At 61.4% G+C, this 14,626-nt stretch carries 18 protein-coding genes; 3 read left to right on the top strand and 15 right to left on the bottom strand.

Features of this window, described 5'->3' with window-relative positions:
• Positions 1 to 27: 27 nt before the first annotated feature.
• The 4 genes from ASR47_RS13710 to ASR47_RS13695 form a co-directional block, all read right to left on the bottom strand.
• The gene (locus ASR47_RS13710) at positions 28 to 609 is read right to left on the bottom strand and encodes a TerD family protein (RefSeq protein ID WP_065308335.1); all 582 of its coding nucleotides are present in this window, start codon (positions 607 to 609) and stop codon (positions 28 to 30) included.
• Between the two features lie 30 nt (positions 610 to 639).
• A complete protein-coding gene (locus ASR47_RS13705) occupies positions 640 to 1,335 on the bottom strand; it encodes a TIGR00266 family protein (RefSeq protein WP_065308334.1) in 696 nt (231 codons plus the stop codon).
• 48 nt (positions 1,336 to 1,383) lie between these two features.
• Entirely contained in the window at positions 1,384 to 1,959 is a 576-nt protein-coding gene (locus ASR47_RS13700) for a TerD family protein (protein ID WP_065308333.1), read from the bottom strand.
• Between the two features lie 152 nt (positions 1,960 to 2,111).
• Positions 2,112 to 3,182 (bottom strand): DUF475 domain-containing protein, encoded by a 1,071-nt coding sequence (locus ASR47_RS13695; protein WP_065308332.1) that lies wholly within the window; start codon positions 3,180 to 3,182, stop codon positions 2,112 to 2,114.
• Positions 3,183 to 3,294: 112 nt separating this feature from the next.
• On the opposite strand from ASR47_RS13695, the gene ASR47_RS13690 reads away from it, so the two are divergent.
• Positions 3,295 to 4,200, top strand: coding sequence for a LysR family transcriptional regulator (locus ASR47_RS13690; RefSeq protein ID WP_065308331.1), 906 nt, complete (start codon positions 3,295 to 3,297; stop codon positions 4,198 to 4,200).
• Between the two features lie 130 nt (positions 4,201 to 4,330).
• Complete coding sequence (locus ASR47_RS13685; protein ID WP_065308330.1) at positions 4,331 to 5,671, top strand: hemolysin family protein; 1,341 nt, start codon at positions 4,331 to 4,333, stop codon at positions 5,669 to 5,671.
• Here the strand turns inward: ASR47_RS13685 and ASR47_RS13680 are convergent.
• Genes ASR47_RS13680 through ASR47_RS13655 form a run of 6 tightly spaced genes read right to left on the bottom strand, consistent with a single transcriptional unit; the run spans position 5,668 to position 10,834 of the window.
• Complete coding sequence (locus ASR47_RS13680) at positions 5,668 to 6,747, bottom strand: AI-2E family transporter (RefSeq protein WP_065308329.1); 1,080 nt, start codon at positions 6,745 to 6,747, stop codon at positions 5,668 to 5,670. The genes ASR47_RS13685 and ASR47_RS13680 overlap by 4 nt on opposite strands.
• Positions 6,748 to 6,791: 44 nt before the next feature.
• On the bottom strand, positions 6,792 to 7,376 hold the full coding sequence (locus ASR47_RS13675; RefSeq protein ID WP_065308328.1) for an SCO family protein: 585 nt from the start codon (positions 7,374 to 7,376) through the stop codon (positions 6,792 to 6,794).
• On the bottom strand, positions 7,373 to 8,272 hold the full coding sequence (gene cyoE / locus ASR47_RS13670; RefSeq protein WP_065308327.1) for a heme o synthase: 900 nt from the start codon (positions 8,270 to 8,272) through the stop codon (positions 7,373 to 7,375). The genes ASR47_RS13675 and cyoE overlap by 4 nt, the downstream gene beginning before the upstream one ends.
• A complete protein-coding gene (locus tag ASR47_RS13665; protein WP_065308326.1) occupies positions 8,269 to 9,462 on the bottom strand; it encodes a COX15/CtaA family protein in 1,194 nt (397 codons plus the stop codon). Before ASR47_RS13665 ends, cyoE begins: the two co-directional genes overlap by 4 nt.
• An 18-nt stretch (positions 9,463 to 9,480) precedes the next feature.
• Complete coding sequence (locus ASR47_RS13660; protein WP_065308325.1) at positions 9,481 to 10,098, bottom strand: SCO family protein; 618 nt, start codon at positions 10,096 to 10,098, stop codon at positions 9,481 to 9,483.
• Positions 10,079 to 10,834, bottom strand: a complete 756-nt coding sequence (locus ASR47_RS13655; protein ID WP_065308324.1) for an SURF1 family protein — start codon at positions 10,832 to 10,834, stop codon at positions 10,079 to 10,081. The genes ASR47_RS13660 and ASR47_RS13655 overlap by 20 nt, the downstream gene beginning before the upstream one ends.
• A gap of 36 nt (positions 10,835 to 10,870) precedes the next feature.
• On the opposite strand from ASR47_RS13655, the gene ASR47_RS13650 reads away from it, so the two are divergent.
• Complete coding sequence (locus ASR47_RS13650; RefSeq protein ID WP_065308323.1) at positions 10,871 to 11,071, top strand: twin transmembrane helix small protein; 201 nt, start codon at positions 10,871 to 10,873, stop codon at positions 11,069 to 11,071.
• 118 nt (positions 11,072 to 11,189) lie between these two features.
• On the opposite strand, the gene ASR47_RS13645 is transcribed toward ASR47_RS13650, so the two are convergent.
• Genes ASR47_RS13645 through ctaD form a run of 5 tightly spaced genes read right to left on the bottom strand, consistent with a single transcriptional unit; the run spans position 11,190 to position 14,607 of the window.
• Positions 11,190 to 12,059 (bottom strand): cytochrome c oxidase subunit 3, encoded by an 870-nt coding sequence (locus ASR47_RS13645; protein WP_065308322.1) that lies wholly within the window; start codon positions 12,057 to 12,059, stop codon positions 11,190 to 11,192.
• A gap of 22 nt (positions 12,060 to 12,081) precedes the next feature.
• Positions 12,082 to 12,282 carry a DUF2970 domain-containing protein gene (locus tag ASR47_RS13640; protein ID WP_065308321.1) on the bottom strand — a complete coding sequence of 67 codons (201 nt, stop codon included), beginning with the start codon at positions 12,280 to 12,282 and terminating at the stop codon, positions 12,082 to 12,084.
• An 8-nt stretch (positions 12,283 to 12,290) separates the two neighbouring features.
• Complete coding sequence (locus ASR47_RS13635; protein ID WP_065308320.1) at positions 12,291 to 12,875, bottom strand: cytochrome c oxidase assembly protein; 585 nt, start codon at positions 12,873 to 12,875, stop codon at positions 12,291 to 12,293.
• A gap of 1 nt (position 12,876) precedes the next feature.
• Complete coding sequence (locus ASR47_RS27705) at positions 12,877 to 12,993, bottom strand: cytochrome oxidase small assembly protein (protein ID WP_217270561.1); 117 nt, start codon at positions 12,991 to 12,993, stop codon at positions 12,877 to 12,879.
• 6 nt (positions 12,994 to 12,999) lie between these two features.
• Positions 13,000 to 14,607, bottom strand: coding sequence for a cytochrome c oxidase subunit I (ctaD, locus tag ASR47_RS13630; RefSeq protein WP_065308410.1), 1,608 nt, complete (start codon positions 14,605 to 14,607; stop codon positions 13,000 to 13,002).
• Positions 14,608 to 14,626: the final 19 nt, after the last annotated feature.

The following is a 14,626-nucleotide window of genomic DNA, read 5'->3' as shown; positions in this document are numbered from 1 at the left end:
CGTCCCCCGCCCGCTGCGTACTGCTCCTTATAAATGCACGGTAATCTGCGGCATTAAATCATCAAATGTACGGCCATTGCCGTTTTCGCCGATCGCGTGCATTTTCCATTCGCCGTTATGGCGGTACAGCTTGGCCATGATCTGCGCCGTGTGGGCGCCCTGGACCGACAGGTTGAAACGCGCGATTTCCTGGTTATTGCTGGCATTCAAAATGCGGCAATAGGCGTTTTCCACCTGCGAGAAGTTCTGGCCCGTGAAGCTGTTGACGGTAAACACCAGGCTTTTCACGCCGGCCGGCACGTTGGCCAGGTCGACATTGATCTGCTCGTCGTCGCCATCGCCCGCGCCGGTACGGTTGTCGCCGGTGTGAACGATGCTGCCGTCACGGCTTTTCAACTGGCGGAACCAGACGATATCGGACACCTTGTTGCTGTCGTCAAACAGCACGCACGAGGCATCGAGGTCGACCGATTCGGTTTTCGAACCGAAACCGAGGAAACCCTTGGTCTTGACCGAATCCCAGCCCAGGCCCATGGTGATGCGGGTCAGGCTGGTGCCAGCTTCCTTGTCCAGAGAAATCTTCTGGCCTTTGCTCAAATTGACAGACATACGCATTGCTCCTGTTTGGTTAGTGTGTGATTACGCCGGCTTGCTCTGGGTCCAGGCCAGGAAGGCCGCGCGGTTGCGCGAGCAGATCAGGATCTTGCCGGTGCCCGAAAATTTGAGCACCATGCCTTCGCCGCTGGTCTGGCTGTTGATCAGGTTGCCCAGGAACCCTCCGCTGCTGCCGGTCGTAATGGAAATTTCGTATTGCAGGCGGTTGTCCCAGCACACGACATGGGCGTTATCGATCACCACGTCCTTGCCAGGCAACACGTCCAGTTCGGACATGGCGCCAAAACCGGATACCGCCAGTTGGCCGCTGCCGGCCGTTTCGGTGATAAAGAAACCACCGCTCCGGGCAAACAATGCGTTGCCCAGACTTTGTGTGCGCACCTTGAGCTCAACGCCGGAACTGGCCGCGACAAACGCGCCATCGCTGATCATGTATTGCTGGGCGCCCACGTCCAGCACGCGCACGGCGCCTGGTAAGGTTGGCGACAGCAGGCAATCGCCATCGCCGCGCAGGGCCTCGACATGCTGCTGAAAGAACGATTCGCCGTTGGCAAAGGTGCGCATCAGCGCAGCGCCCAGGCCGCCGGTCATCTTGCCTTTCAGCTCAAGGTTGGTTTCCATCATCACCATCGCGTCGGATTCGCAATAAATCTTCTCGCCCTTGGCCAGCGAGACATGCAGAAACGGGTCGATGTCCCCGGTCACACTGAAAACTGGCATACAACTGTTCCTTTCCTGGCGATGGTGATGGTGATGCGGATTTAAAACTTACACGCCGACGCCGAACGAGGCGGCGAGTGGGCCCAGGCCGCCCTTGTAGCCCTGGCCGATGGCCTTGAATTTCCAATCGGCGCCATTGCGGTAGATTTCACCGAAGACCATCGCCGTTTCGGCCGAGCCGTCTTCCGACAGGTCGAAGCGGGCGATTTCCGTGTTGCCATTGGCGTTGATGCAACGCACATAGGCTTTCGAGACCATGCCGAAGTTCTGCTTGCGCGCTTCGGCGTCGTGGATCGTCACGCAGACGGCGATCTTGTCGATCTCGGCTGGCACGGTCGACAGGTCGACGGTGACGGTTTCGTCATCGCCATCGCCGGCGCCGGTGGTGTTGTCGCCCGAGTGGGTAACGGAGCCGTCGCTCGACTTCAGGTTGTTGTAGAAAATCATGTCGACGTCGGCACGCACCTTGCCGTCCGCTTTCAGCAGGAAGATCGAGCCGTCGATGTCGAACGCGGCGCCATCGGTGGCGCGCGCATCCCAGCCCAGGCCGATGGTCATTTTGGTGATGCCGGGAGCTTCTTTGCTCAGGTTGACGTTGCCGCCTTTTTGCAGACTGATTGCCATGATGTATTTCTCCTATGTGAAATGAAGGTACCGCATATGTCATACAAACACCTGGCGCCCTCCACCGGCCCGACTCCCCGGGCCGGCGGCGACGCTTGCTGCTGCTGGCGGGCAAACCGGTGTGTTCGTTTGCCGCGCATTCCTTGGACCTGCTATGCCTTGATCGATTCCAGCGCGTCGGTCTTGCCCTCTTCCAGCGCCATCCTGCGTTTGTAGCGGATCGACGACCACAGCGAGGCGAGAATAAAGGCCACGCCGATCAGGCCGGTAAATATCTCGGGCACATGGAACTTCATGCTGACCAACATGATCACGGCCAGGATGCCGATCGCATAGTGTGCACCGTGCTCCAGATAAACAAACTCATCCAATGTACCCTTGCGCACCAGGAACACCGTCATCGAACGCACGAACATCGCGCCTATCGCCAGGCCCAGCATAATGATGACCACGTCCTTGGTGATGGCGAAGGCGCCGATCACGCCGTCAAAGCTGAACGAGGCGTCGAGCACTTCCAGGTACAAAAAGCCGCCGATACCGCCGCGCTTGACGATGTCGCCCATATTGCCGTCACCGTTGTCGCCTTCGAGCAAGCCGCTGATCACGTCGACGCCGACGTAGGTCAGGATGCCCCACAGGCCCGCCGTCAGCACTACCAGCTTTTGCCCGTCTTCGATCATGCCCAGGCTGGCCATCAGGGTGCCCAGCGCGATCATTACGGAAATCGAGGACACCTTGCCCAGCGCGCCGATCTTTTCCTCGAAGCGGCCCAGCCAGTGGGTTTCTTTTTCATGGTCCAGCAGAAAGTTCAGGAACACCAGCAGCAGGAAAATGCCGCCGAAAGCCGCCACTTCCGCATGGTGATTCGTCAGGTGCATCGAATACTGTTCAGGGTCGCTGAGCGCCAGATTCCATACTTCCAGCAAACCGAGGTCGGCCGCTTGCGCAACGATGACCAGCGGGAACAGCAAACGCATGCCGAACACGGCGATGATGATGCCCACGCCCAGGAACAGGCCTTGCCAGAATTTGTCCCAGTTTTTCAGGACAGAAGCATTGACGACCGCATTGTCGAATGACAGCGACACTTCCATGATGCCCAGGATCACGGCAATACCGAGCGCCGCCAGCATGGTCGATACACCGCCATGGGTATAGCCCCACCAGGCCGAGATGCCCAGGCAGATAAATGTCACTAAAAATGACACTCTGAAATGCTTCATCAATTCTCCTATCAGTTTGCAAACATAAGACTAAGTATAGGCGCGCACGATTGATTTAAAAATGGAAGATAATGGAAGCATTACTTCGTAAAAACAGAAGATAGGAGCATTGATGAAAACCACGGGCTTCAATTACCGGCATTTGTATTTCTTCTGGGTCGTCGCCAGGGAGGGCGGCGTGACGCGCGCGGCCGAGCGCCTCGGCCTGGCCGTGCAGACCATCAGCACCCAGCTGGCGCTGCTGGAAAAGGAACTGGGCAAGTCGCTGCTGCAGCCGCAAGGGCGGCGCCTGGTGCCGACCGAGGCGGGTCGACTGGCACTGAGCTATGCCGACCGCATCTTCCTGCTCGGCGAACAGATGCAGGAGGCGCTGGCCGACACGGACGCGGAAAAAATGCGCCTGACGGTGGGCATTTCCGATTCCCTGCCCAAACTGATGGCCTACCGCATGCTCGATGCCACGCGCCGCCTGGGCCAGCCCGTCAAGCTGGTGTGCCTGGAAGACGAATTCGAGTCCTTGCTGGCCGACCTGGCCCTGCACAAGCTGGACCTGGTGCTGACCGACCGCGCCGTGCCGGCCGGCGCCAGCCTGCGCGTGGCCAGTCATCTGTGGGGAGAAAGCGCCATGAAGCTGTTCGGCGTGCCGGACCTGGCCGCGCGCTACCGCGACAACTTTCCGCACAGCCTCAATGGCGCGCCGTTCCTGCTGCCGACACGCAATAACGCCCTGCGCGGGCGCATCGACGAGTGGATGGTGCACGAAGGGGTGCGGCCCGACGTGGTCGGCGAATTCGAAGACAACGCCATGCTCAACGCCTTCGGCCGCAAGGGCCTGGGCCTGTTTTTTGCATCAGCGAGTCTGGCGGCCGAGATCGAGGAGCAGTTCGGCGCCGTGCTGGTCGGCGAAGCCTCGGCCTTGCGCGAACAGTTCTATGTGATTTCGAACGAGCGCAAGATCATGCACCCGGCGCTGGGCGTGATCCTGGCGGCCGTGCAAAAACGCCATCTGGCTGCTTGACGCATCGGGAAAGCAGCCTGCGCCAGCGGCAAGATCAGGCAAAGCAAACCGCCGCACGCGCGCAATATTAGGCTATGGTGGCCTTCGTCGTTTAAGATGACGTTTTAACAGCCCATCTTTTTGCGTCCCCATGCATAATGTTTTGCTCGTCCTGCTCGCCTTTTTCCTGGTTGCGCTCAATGGTTTCTTTGTTGCCGCCGAATTTGGCATCGTTACCTTGCGCCGCACGCGCATCCGCGCCATCGCCAAGACGCAGGGACTGCGGGGCCGCATCCTGGCCAAGGTGCATGGCCAGCTCGACGCCTATCTGTCGGCCTGCCAGCTGGGCATCACGCTCGCTTCGCTGGGCCTGGGCTGGGTCGGCGAGCCGGCCTTTGCCGGCCTGCTCGAACCGCTGTTCGGCGCCATCGGCGTCACCTCGCAGGAGCTGATCCACGGCGTGTCCTTCGTCGTCGCCTTCAGCGTGATTTCGTTTTTGCATATCGTGGTCGGCGAACTGGCGCCCAAGTCGATGGCGATCCGCAACCCGGAAGCGGTCGGCCTGTGGAGCGCGATTCCCCTGTACGGCTTTTACTGGGCCATGTACCCGGCCATCTTCCTGCTCAACGCCAGCGCCAACTGGGTGCTGCGCATGGCGGGCCTGTCCGGCAAGGGCGGCCACGACGCGCATTATTCGTCGGAAGAGCTGAAACTGATACTGCGCACCAGCCAGCCCGGCGAAAAATTCACGCGCGACGAGCGCAATATCCTGGCCCAGTCGCTCGACTTCGAGCAGATGACGGTGTCCGACCTGATGCGTCCGCTCAATGAAGTGGTGGCCCTGTATGCCTCGGAAACCCTGGAGCAGAACCTGGAAACGGTGCTGCGCAACCGCTTCAGCCGCTATCCGTATTTCGATACCAATGAAGACGACGTGCTGGGCGTGATCCACCTGAAGGACCTGTTTTTCGCCCAGCAGGCCGGCAAGACCATCAGCTCGCTGATCCCCTTCCTGCGCCCGGTGGACATCATTTCCGCGCGCACGCCGGCGCTGGAACTGTTCCGCCGCTTTCGCGACGGCGCGCCGCACTTCGCGCTGATCGGCGAAAAAGGCAAGCGCCCGGTCGGTTTCATCACCTTGGACAACTTGCTCGGCGCCATGGTCGGCGAGATCCGCGATGAATTCCGCCGCAATGAAAACGACTGGCTCAAGCAGAGCGACGGCACCCTGATCGGCAAGGCCAGCCTGCCGATCTTTTCGCTCGAACGCATCCTCGGCATCGATATCGAAAACGAGGAGCTGGGGCTGGACGACGTGGAATCGGTGGGTGGCCTGATCATGGTCAAGCTCGGCGATATCCCGAAACAGGGCCAGCGCATCACGTTTGTCGACTTCGATATCGTCGTCAAGAAAATGAACGGGCCGCGCATCGTGCTGATCAAGGTGATCCCGAAACTGGAACGCGACCTCGACGCCGACCTGCGCGACTAGTCTTTCTTTTCAGTCAGGCTATCTTTGCCCTGCGGTACGGTGGTCACGCCCAAGGTCCAGGTCTGCAGCAGGCTGTACAGCACGGCCAGCAGGGTCGGGCCGATAAAAATGCCGACAAAGCCGAAAGCCAGCACACCGCCCAGCACGCCCAGCAGCACCAGCAAAAATGGCAGGCTGCTGCCGCGGCTGATCAGGAGCGGCTTGACCACATTGTCGACGCCGCTGATCAGCAAGGCGCCCCACACCAGCATGAAAATGCCCCACCCCGTCTGGCCGCCGTTGAACAGCCAGATGGCGGCGCCGCCCCAGATCAGGGGCGGGCCGACCGGCACCAGCGACAGCACGAAGGTGGCGATGCCCAGCAGGGCCACGGCCGGCACGCCGGCGATCAGAAAACCCACCACCGCCACCAGCGCCTGCGCCAGGGCGGTACCGAGCAGGCCGTACATCACGCCGCGGATGGTGCGGCTGATGGTCAGCGCCACGCCGGGCGCGCTGTCGCCGATAATCCGCGCGCTGCCGTTGAGCAAGGCCGTGCGCAGCAATTGCCCATCGCGGTACAGGAAGAAGCTGACGAACACGGCCAGGCTGGTCTGCGCCACGCCGCTGCCCAGCACGATGCCGCCGGAGGTCAGGAAATGGCGGGCCGGCTCCAGCATGTTCTTGCCCAGGTTCAGCAGCTCTTCGCGGTCGTCGATAATGCGGCGGATATAGCCATCGATGGTCTCGCCGATCAGCGGAATATTGGCCAGCCAGGCCGGCGGATGCAGCGCGCCCTCGTCCAGCGCCAGGCGCAGCTGCTCATAGATGCGCGCCACATTGTCGGCCAGATTGTAGGTGACCAGCACCAGCGGCAGCACGATCACCAGCACCAGCGAGACCGTCATGATGGCGGCGGCCAGGTTGCGCCGTCCCTTGACCTTGTCGAGCAGTAATAAATACAGGGGCCAGCTGGAGATGCTGACGCAGACGGCGAACAGCATCGCCGGCAAAAAGGGGCGCAAGACGAAAAAGCAGCCGATCAACAGAAAGATGACGGCTGCCAGGCGGGCGTGAGGCTCGAAACGTTTGTCCATGTACTGCGTGCATCCTGAAATGGCGCCCCGGTGGCGCCGCTGGCTCAGGATAGCAGAAGTTTAAGATCGTGCGCGATGGCGGCCGGCTTCTCGCCGTGGCGCACGAACAGGCGGATCTTGCCCTGGCGATCGAAGACATAGGTGCCGGCCGTATGGTCGACCGTGTAGCTGCTGTCGGTTTCGCCTTCGACCTTGGCGTAATACACCTTGAATTCCTTGGCCACTTTGGCGGTGGCGGCCAGGTCGCCGTATAGGCCGACAAAGCGCTTGTCGAACGCCGGCACATATTCGGCCAGCAGCGCCTGCGTGTCGCGCTCGGGGTCGACCGTGACGAACAGCACCTGCACCTGGTCGGCCTGCGGACCCATGTCCTTCATCACCTGCGCCATATCGGCCATGGTGGTCGGGCACACGTCCGGGCATTGCGTGTAGCCGAAGAACATCAGCACGACCTTGCCCTTGTAGTCGGCCAGGGTGCGCGGCTTGCCGGTATGGTCGGTCAGCGCGAATTGGCGCGCGTAACCCAGGCCCGTCACATCGGTGTTCTGGAACACGGGCTTGGGCACTTCGGGTTTGCCGCAGCCGGCCAGCAGCAAGGATGTCAACAACAGGCAGAAGAGTTTTTTCATAAGCCGAGAGGAAGGTAATGGTCGACCAGCAGCGCCGCGAACAGCAGCGACAGGTAGATGATGGAATACGTAAACGCCTTGCGCGCGATCAGATCCGTGTAATTGCGGTACATCTGCCACGCGTAATACAGGAAGCCGGCATTGAGCACCACGGCCGAGGCCAGGTAGATCAGCCCGCTCATGCGCACGGCATACGGCATCAGGGTGGTGGCGGCCAGCGCGATCGAATACAGCCACACGTGGAACTGCGTGAATGCCAGGCCGTGCGTGACGGGCAGCATCGGCAGGCCCGAGCGCGCGTAGTCGTCGCGGCGGTACATGGCCAGCGCCCAGAAGTGCGGCGGGGTCCAGACGAAAATGATCAAGACCAGCAGCCACGCCTGCATCGGCACGTCGTTGGCGACAGCCGCCCAGCCCAGGGCCGGCGGCATGGCGCCGGACAGGCCGCCGATGACGATGTTTTGCGGCGTGGCCGGTTTGAGCACCATGGTGTAGATCAGCGCATAGCCGACAAAGGTGACAAAGGTCAGCCACATGGTCAGCGGATTGACCAGGTAATACAGGATGCCCATGCCCAGGCCGCCGATCACCAGTGCGAACACCACCGTCTGCTTCACGGTGATATCGCCCATGGCCATCGGCCGGCGCGCCGTGCGCGCCATGCGCGCGTCGATCTCGCGCTCGGCCAGGCAGTTGACGGCAAACGCCGCGCCGGCCAGCAGCCAGATGCCGATGGTGCCGAACACCACCGGCTGCCAGTCCGGCAGATCCTCGCTGGCCAGAAACATGCCGATCACGGCGCAAAATACGGCCAGTTGCGTTACGCGCGGCTTGGTCAGCGCCCAATACTGGGCGATGCGAGGGGATGGCTTGCGGCTGATGGTCTGAGTAGTCATTTCTGGGAAAGTGCGGAAGGTGCTGCCGCGAAGTTGTCGCGGTGAATGCTGCGTTGAATATTCCGATTCTGTGCGGCATCGAGCTGGAATTTAGCCTTGTAGTTTAACATGGTCAGCAACAACACGAGCAGCGCCGCGCCGCCGTTATGCATCACCGCGATCGACAGCGGCCAGTTCAGGTAGATCGTCGCCATGCCGGTGGCCGCCTGCAAGGCCAGCACCAGTGTAATCGCCCGCGCCGTGCCGCGCAGGGACGGCAGCTTCCAGGCGCGCAACACGGTGTAGCCGATGCCGGCCAGCACGACAAAGGCAAAATTGCGGTGCACCCAGTGGATGGCCGTCAGGGCCGAGAACGGCAGATAGTGACCGGCGGCCGTCTTGCCCAGCTCGCGCCACAGATAAAATCCGTGCTCGAAATCCATTTCGGGGATCACCTTGCCGCCGCACAAGGGGAAATCGGTGCAGGCCAGCGCCGCATAATTGGTGCTGACCCAGCCGCCCAGGGCGATCTGCAGGCCCAGCAGCACGGTCGACAGGATGGCCAGGGCGCGCACCGGGCGCAGCACGGACGCATCGGCATCGGCGCGCAGCACGGGCGAGACCGCATGATCCTGGCGCCCGCCCAGCCACACCAGCAGGGACAGCAATCCCATGCCCAGCAGCAAATGGATGGTGACGATCACCGGCTGCAGCTTCAGGGTGACGGTCCAGGCGCCGAATGCGCCTTGCAGGCAGACAAAGAAAAACAGGGCGGTCGGCAGCGCCGGCGCGAATTCCTCGCGGCGGCTGCCTTGCTCATCCTTTTTGCGCCACTGGCGCCAGGCCTGCACCATCATCGCCACGATCAGCACGCCAATGGCCATCGCCAGGTAGCGGTGCGTCATCTCGATCCAGGCTTTCACGACAGTGACGGGGCCGGTCGGCATCAGGGTTTCGGCGGCAACAATATGTTCGTGTGCCAGGAAAGGATTGGCCGAGCCATAGCAGCCTGGCCAGTCGGGGCAGCCGAGGCCGGAATCGGACAGGCGCGTAAAGCCGCCAAACATGATCAGGTCGACCGTCAGGAAGACGGCGATCCATACCAGCTTGCGGTATTTGTTGGCGTCGGCCGAGACCCACACCATGGTCAACGGCAACAGGGCCACCAGCAGGCCCGTCAGGCCCAGCTGGGCCAGCGCGGAAAGATGCATTGTCGGCATGCGAACTCCTCAGCCGATCGCCGAAGCTTTGAGCAGCTTGGCGATATCTTTCTTGACCTTGGTCGGGTCCGCGTCTTTCGGGAAACGCATCATCAGGTTGCCCAGCGGATCGATCAGGTATAGATGATCTTCGAGCTTGCCGCCCGGCTCCACCGGCAGCCAGGCCTTGAGGGCCGCGTCATTGACGCGCAGCATATTGGTGCCGTCGTACTCGCGCATGACCATGGTGTCGATCGGCTGCGGATCGGTAATCAGCCAGACCCGTTCGATGCGTTCGCGCTCCTTGCCCTGCGTCAGCCGCAACTGCTGCATGGCGAACAACTGCTTTTTGCACGCCTCCTGGCAGTCGGAAGGGCCGGCCTGCAGCATCACCCACTTGCCCTTGAACTGCGCCAGCGGCGACGGCATGCCATCGAGTTGCTTCACCTGCAATGTCGCTTCCGGGATCGGATACTGGCGCGGGTCGATCAGCGCGCCATAGTTGTTGCGCCCGCTGGGCTTGATGATGTAATACGTCACATACGAGGCGATAATCGGAAAGGCGCACACGGCCACCACGGCCAGCAGTTTCCAGCGGCCGGTGGTTTGCGCTTTTTTATCCAGCGTGTCAGGGTGATTTGTTTGCACGTCGAAATCCTGTAAAGACAAAAAATAAGATGGCCATCAGCGCCAGTGCGTACCACTGGAAAGCGTAGCCGCGATGCTTGTCCGCGCCCAGGTCGGGCGCCGGCCAGTCGCGCACCGGCAAGCTGGCCGATTCAGGCGAGGTCTGTTCGACCAGCAGTGGCTGGAACGCCAGGCCGCTGGCGTTGGCCAGCTGCGCGATATCGGCATTTTGCACGATGGCGTGCGGCGCCAAAGGCGCGGCCGTGCCCAGCTGCATCACGTGGCCGGCATGGAGGCGCGCCACGCCCTGCAGCGTGACGGTGCCGGTGGGCGTGCGGTAATCGGCGATGCGGGTACGGTCCGTATTATTGCGCGGCAGCCAGCCCTGCGCCACCAGCACATGCATGTTTGAACCCTCGATTTGAAACGGGGTCAGCACATGCAGGCCGGCCTGGCCCCGGTAGGGGCGATTGTCGAGGTAGACGGTCCAGGCCGGCACGAAGCGGCCGGTCAGCGTGACGCGCCGGTATTCGATGGCCTGCGCGTCCTGCGGCAATAGCGGTGCGGCGCCCAGAGACAAAGGCGCGGCCAGGTTGCCGGCCTCCAGCCTGGCCGCGCGGGCGATCTTCTCGTCCGCGCGGCGCTGCTGCCACTGCGCCAGCGCCAGGCCCAGCGCGACCAGCAGCAGCATCACGACAAATGGAACCGGGCGAAACCGGAAGCGGAATTGCGCGCGTAATCGTGAGTAAATACGCATTACAATGGAACCTCCTCAGAGCGGGCCTTGTCATCCATGAAAATCGTCGTCGCCATCGCTTTTATCCTGATCCTGGGCAGCCTGGGGTCGGCCTTGTTCTTCCTGATGCGCGACAAGGGCAAGAGCAACCGCACCGTGCAGGCGCTGGCCATGCGCGTGGGGTTTTCCATCGCCCTGTTCCTGTTGATACTGCTGGCGCACAAGCTGGGGTATATACAGCCTACCGGCATCCATTAGACGCCGCCATTGCCTGGTTGGCAAAATTTCGCACCAAGAAAAAAGCCGTACACGGATGGTCCGGTACGGCTTTTTTCCTGCCGGGACGCACGGCTTGCGCCATGCGCCCTGCCCCGCATTATAACCAATACACGACCACGTACAGGCCCAGCCAGACGACGTCGACAAAGTGCCAGTACCAGGCGGCGCCTTCGAAGCCGAAGTGATGCTCGGGCGTGAAGTGGCCTTTCAGCACGCGGTACAGGATCACCGACAGCATGATGGCGCCCAGGGTCACGTGGAAGCCGTGGAAGCCGGTCAGCATGAAGAAGGTGGCGCCGTAGATGCCGGACGTCATTTTCAGGTTCAGGTCGCTGTAGGCATGCATGTATTCATAGACCTGGAAGCCCATGAAGATGGCGCCCAGCAGGACGGTGGCGGCCAGGAACAGGGCCGTCATGCCGCGGTGACCGGCGCGCAGCGCGTGGTGCGAAATGGTCAGGGTCACGCCCGACGTCAGCAGCAAGGCCGTGTTAATCGTCGGGATCCAGAACGGCGTCATGGTGGTAAATTCCTGCACCGTGCCGGCCGGCCCCACCGTGCCCCAGTGGGCGGCGAAATCGGGCCAGATCAGCTTGTGATCGAGGTCGCCCAGCCACGGCATGGAAATGGCGCGCGCATAGAACAGCGCGCCGAAGAAGGCGGCAAAGAACATCACCTCCGAAAAGATGAACCAGCTCATGCTCCAGCGGAAGGAGTAATCGATGCGCTCGCTATACAAGCCTTTTTCCGATTCGCCGATGGCGTCGCCGAACCAGAAATACAGCACCAGCAAGATGCCGGCCAGGCCGAGGTAATTCACATACGGGCCCCAGGCAATGTCATTGACCCAGGCCGAGGCGCCTATCATGGTCAGCAGCAGGCTGGCGCCGCCCAGCATCGGCCACTTCGATGGCCCGGGTACGAAATAGTGCGGTGCAGAGGACGCTGTAGCGTGGTTGGAACTCATTCTCATCTCCTCGTTGATATATTTATGGTACGACCAGGCTGACGATGGTGATCAGGATGCCGACCAGGCAGGCGACCGCCAGCAGGCCGGCAATCACGATATGCACCGGGTTCAGCTTGGCCGAGTCCGTATCGAAATCGCTTTTGCGCCGCAAACCGGTAAATGACCAGATCACGGCCTTCAATGAATACAGGAACGACGCTTGCTTACGCGGTTCGTTCATGGCTGCTCCTATTGCACCGCCGGCGTCTGAGCCTGGCTCAGACCGGCAATCTCGAAAAACGTGTACGACAAGGTAATGGTTTTCACTTCTTTCGGCAGCGCCGGATCGAGGAAGAACACCACCGGCATCTGCCGCGCCTCATGCGGTTTCAAGGTCTGTTGCTGGAAGCAGAAGCACTCGACCTTCTTGAAATGCGGCGTGGCGCTTTGCGGCGCATAGCTGGGAATGGCCTGCGCATTGACGGTGCGTCCCTGCGTGTTGACCACTTCATACAGCACCGTCACCAGCTCACCCGGATGCACCTGCATGCTGGAAACGACAGGGCGAAACCGCCATGGTCCCTGGGCGTTGCCGTCGAACTCCACCGTGATGCTGCGCGTGGTATCGACCTGCGTGTTCTTGTCCCAGGCGACCGTACCGTCCTTCTGCGTCAGCACATTGATGCCCATCACTTCGCAAATCTGCTTGTAGACGGGAATCAGGGCGTAGCCAAAACCGAACATCACGCAGGCAATCACCACCAGCTTGCCCAGCATCTGGCGGTTCAGGCCGCGCGTTTGCGGCTCCTGCTGCGGCTGCACTGGCGTCGTCATGTCAGAGCCATAGCCGCTTGGCAAACACGGACAGGAAAAAGAACGCCGCCAGCGCCGCCAGGATCAGCCCGGTGCGCAGGTTGTTCGGCTTCTTGCGTCCACTATTACGCTCGCTCATGGCAGCTTATTTCACGGTCGGTGGCGTTTCAAAGGTGTGGAACGGCGCCGGACTCGGCACGGTCCACTCCAGCCCTTCCGCGCCCTCCCATGGTTTCGCCGCCGCGGCCTTGCCGCCACGAATCGTCGGGATCACCACGAACACCAGGAAATACACCTGCATCAGGCCGAAGCCGAAGCCGCCGATCGAAGCGATCATGTTGAAATCGGTGAATTGCGCCGGATAATCGGCGTAGCGGCGCGGCATGCCGGCCAGGCCCAGGAAGTGCATCGGGAAGAACGTCACGTTGAAGGTGATCAGCGACAGCCAGAAGTGGATCTTGCCGCGCGTCTCGTTGTACATATGGCCGGTCCACTTCGGCGACCAGTAGTAGAAACCGGCGAACAGGGCGAACAGCGAGCCGGCCACCAGCACGTAATGGAAGTGGGCCACCACATAATAGGTATCCTGCAGCTGGATGTCGATCGGCGTCACGGCCAGGATCAGGCCGGTGAAGCCGCCCATGGTAAATACAAAGATGAAGCCGACCGAGAACAGCATCGGCGTCTCGAAGGTCATCGAGCCCTTCCACATGGTGGCGATCCAGTTGAACACCTTCACGCCGGTCGGCACGGCGATCAGCATGGTGGCGTACATGAAGAACAGCTGGCTGGTCACCGGCATGCCGGTGGTAAACATGTGGTGGGCCCAGACGATAAACGACAGAATCGCGATCGACGCCGTGGCGTACACCATCGAGGCGTAGCCGAACAAGGGTTTACGGGCGAACGCCGGCAGGATCTGCGAGACGATGCCGAAGGCCGGCAAGATCATGATGTAGACCTCGGGGTGGCCGAAGAACCAGAAGATATGCTGGTACATGACCGGGTCGCCGCCGCCGGCCGCGTTGAAGAAGGAGGTGCCGAAATGGCGGTCGGTCAGCGTCATCGTAATGGCGCCAGCGAGCACCGGCATCACGGCGATCAGCAGATAGGCCGTGATCAGCCAGGTCCAGCAGAACATCGGCATTTTCATCAGGGTCATGCCCGGCGCGCGCATGTTGAGGATGGTGACGATGATATTGATCGAACCCATGATGGACGAGGCGCCCATCAGGTGCATGGCGAAAATCGCCATGTCCATGCCGGGGCCCATCTGGGTCGACAGCGGCGCATACAGGGTCCAGCCGGCGGCGGTGGCGCCACCGGGCACGAGGAAGGACGTGGCCAGCAGGATGGCGGCCGGCGGCAGCAGCCAGAACGAGAAATTGTTCATGCGCGCAAACGCCATGTCGGAGGCGCCCACCTGCAGCGGGATCATCCAGTTGGCGTAGCCGACAAAGGCCGGCATGATGGCGCCAAACACCATCACCAGGCCGTGCATGGTGGTGAGCTGGTTGAAAAATTCCGGGTGGAAGAACTGCAGGCCAGGGTGGAACAGCTCGGTGCGTATCATCAGGGCCAGCACGCCGCCCGACAACAGCATGGCGAACGAGAACCACAGGTACAGGGTGCCGATATCCTTGTGGTTGGTGGCAAACAGCCAGCGGCGGTAACCCGTTGGATGGTCATGCGCGTGGTCGGCTGCGTGCAGATCGTGACCGGTGCGGTCCAGGGTGCTAGTGCTCGTGCTCATACTCATCTGCGGCTCCTGA

It is taken from the genome of Janthinobacterium psychrotolerans (genome assembly GCF_001677885.1).
Lineage (GTDB): Bacteria > Pseudomonadota > Gammaproteobacteria > Burkholderiales > Burkholderiaceae_D > Janthinobacterium > Janthinobacterium psychrotolerans.
Note: the sequence above shows the minus strand (reverse complement) of the source record. Positions and strands in the feature narration are given on the sequence as shown.

Bases quoted from the DNA above. Each gene is read 5' to 3' on its own strand.
- ASR47_RS13710 (WP_065308335.1), bottom strand. From the start codon at position 609: ATGTCTGTCAATTTGAGCAAAGGCCAGAAGATTTCTCTGGACAAGGAA.
- ASR47_RS13705 (WP_065308334.1), bottom strand. From the start codon at position 1,335: ATGCCAGTTTTCAGTGTGACCGGGGACATCGACCCGTTTCTGCATGTC.
- ASR47_RS13700 (WP_065308333.1), bottom strand. From the start codon at position 1,959: ATGGCAATCAGTCTGCAAAAAGGCGGCAACGTCAACCTGAGCAAAGAA.
- ASR47_RS13695 (WP_065308332.1), bottom strand. From the start codon at position 3,182: ATGAAGCATTTCAGAGTGTCATTTTTAGTGACATTTATCTGCCTGGGC.
- ASR47_RS13690 (WP_065308331.1), top strand. From the start codon at position 3,295: ATGAAAACCACGGGCTTCAATTACCGGCATTTGTATTTCTTCTGGGTC.
- ASR47_RS13685 (WP_065308330.1), top strand. From the start codon at position 4,331: ATGCATAATGTTTTGCTCGTCCTGCTCGCCTTTTTCCTGGTTGCGCTC.
- ASR47_RS13680 (WP_065308329.1), bottom strand. From the start codon at position 6,747: ATGGACAAACGTTTCGAGCCTCACGCCCGCCTGGCAGCCGTCATCTTT.
- ASR47_RS13675 (WP_065308328.1), bottom strand. From the start codon at position 7,376: ATGAAAAAACTCTTCTGCCTGTTGTTGACATCCTTGCTGCTGGCCGGC.
- cyoE (WP_065308327.1), bottom strand. From the start codon at position 8,272: ATGACTACTCAGACCATCAGCCGCAAGCCATCCCCTCGCATCGCCCAG.
- ASR47_RS13665 (WP_065308326.1), bottom strand. From the start codon at position 9,462: ATGCATCTTTCCGCGCTGGCCCAGCTGGGCCTGACGGGCCTGCTGGTG.
- ASR47_RS13655 (WP_065308324.1), bottom strand. From the start codon at position 10,834: ATGCGTATTTACTCACGATTACGCGCGCAATTCCGCTTCCGGTTTCGC.
- ASR47_RS13650 (WP_065308323.1), top strand. From the start codon at position 10,871: ATGAAAATCGTCGTCGCCATCGCTTTTATCCTGATCCTGGGCAGCCTG.
- ASR47_RS13645 (WP_065308322.1), bottom strand. From the start codon at position 12,059: ATGAGTTCCAACCACGCTACAGCGTCCTCTGCACCGCACTATTTCGTA.
- ASR47_RS13640 (WP_065308321.1), bottom strand. From the start codon at position 12,282: ATGAACGAACCGCGTAAGCAAGCGTCGTTCCTGTATTCATTGAAGGCC.
- ASR47_RS13635 (WP_065308320.1), bottom strand. From the start codon at position 12,875: ATGACGACGCCAGTGCAGCCGCAGCAGGAGCCGCAAACGCGCGGCCTG.
- ASR47_RS27705 (WP_217270561.1), bottom strand. From the start codon at position 12,993: ATGAGCGAGCGTAATAGTGGACGCAAGAAGCCGAACAACCTGCGCACC.
- ctaD (WP_065308410.1), bottom strand. From the start codon at position 14,607: ATGAGCACGAGCACTAGCACCCTGGACCGCACCGGTCACGATCTGCAC.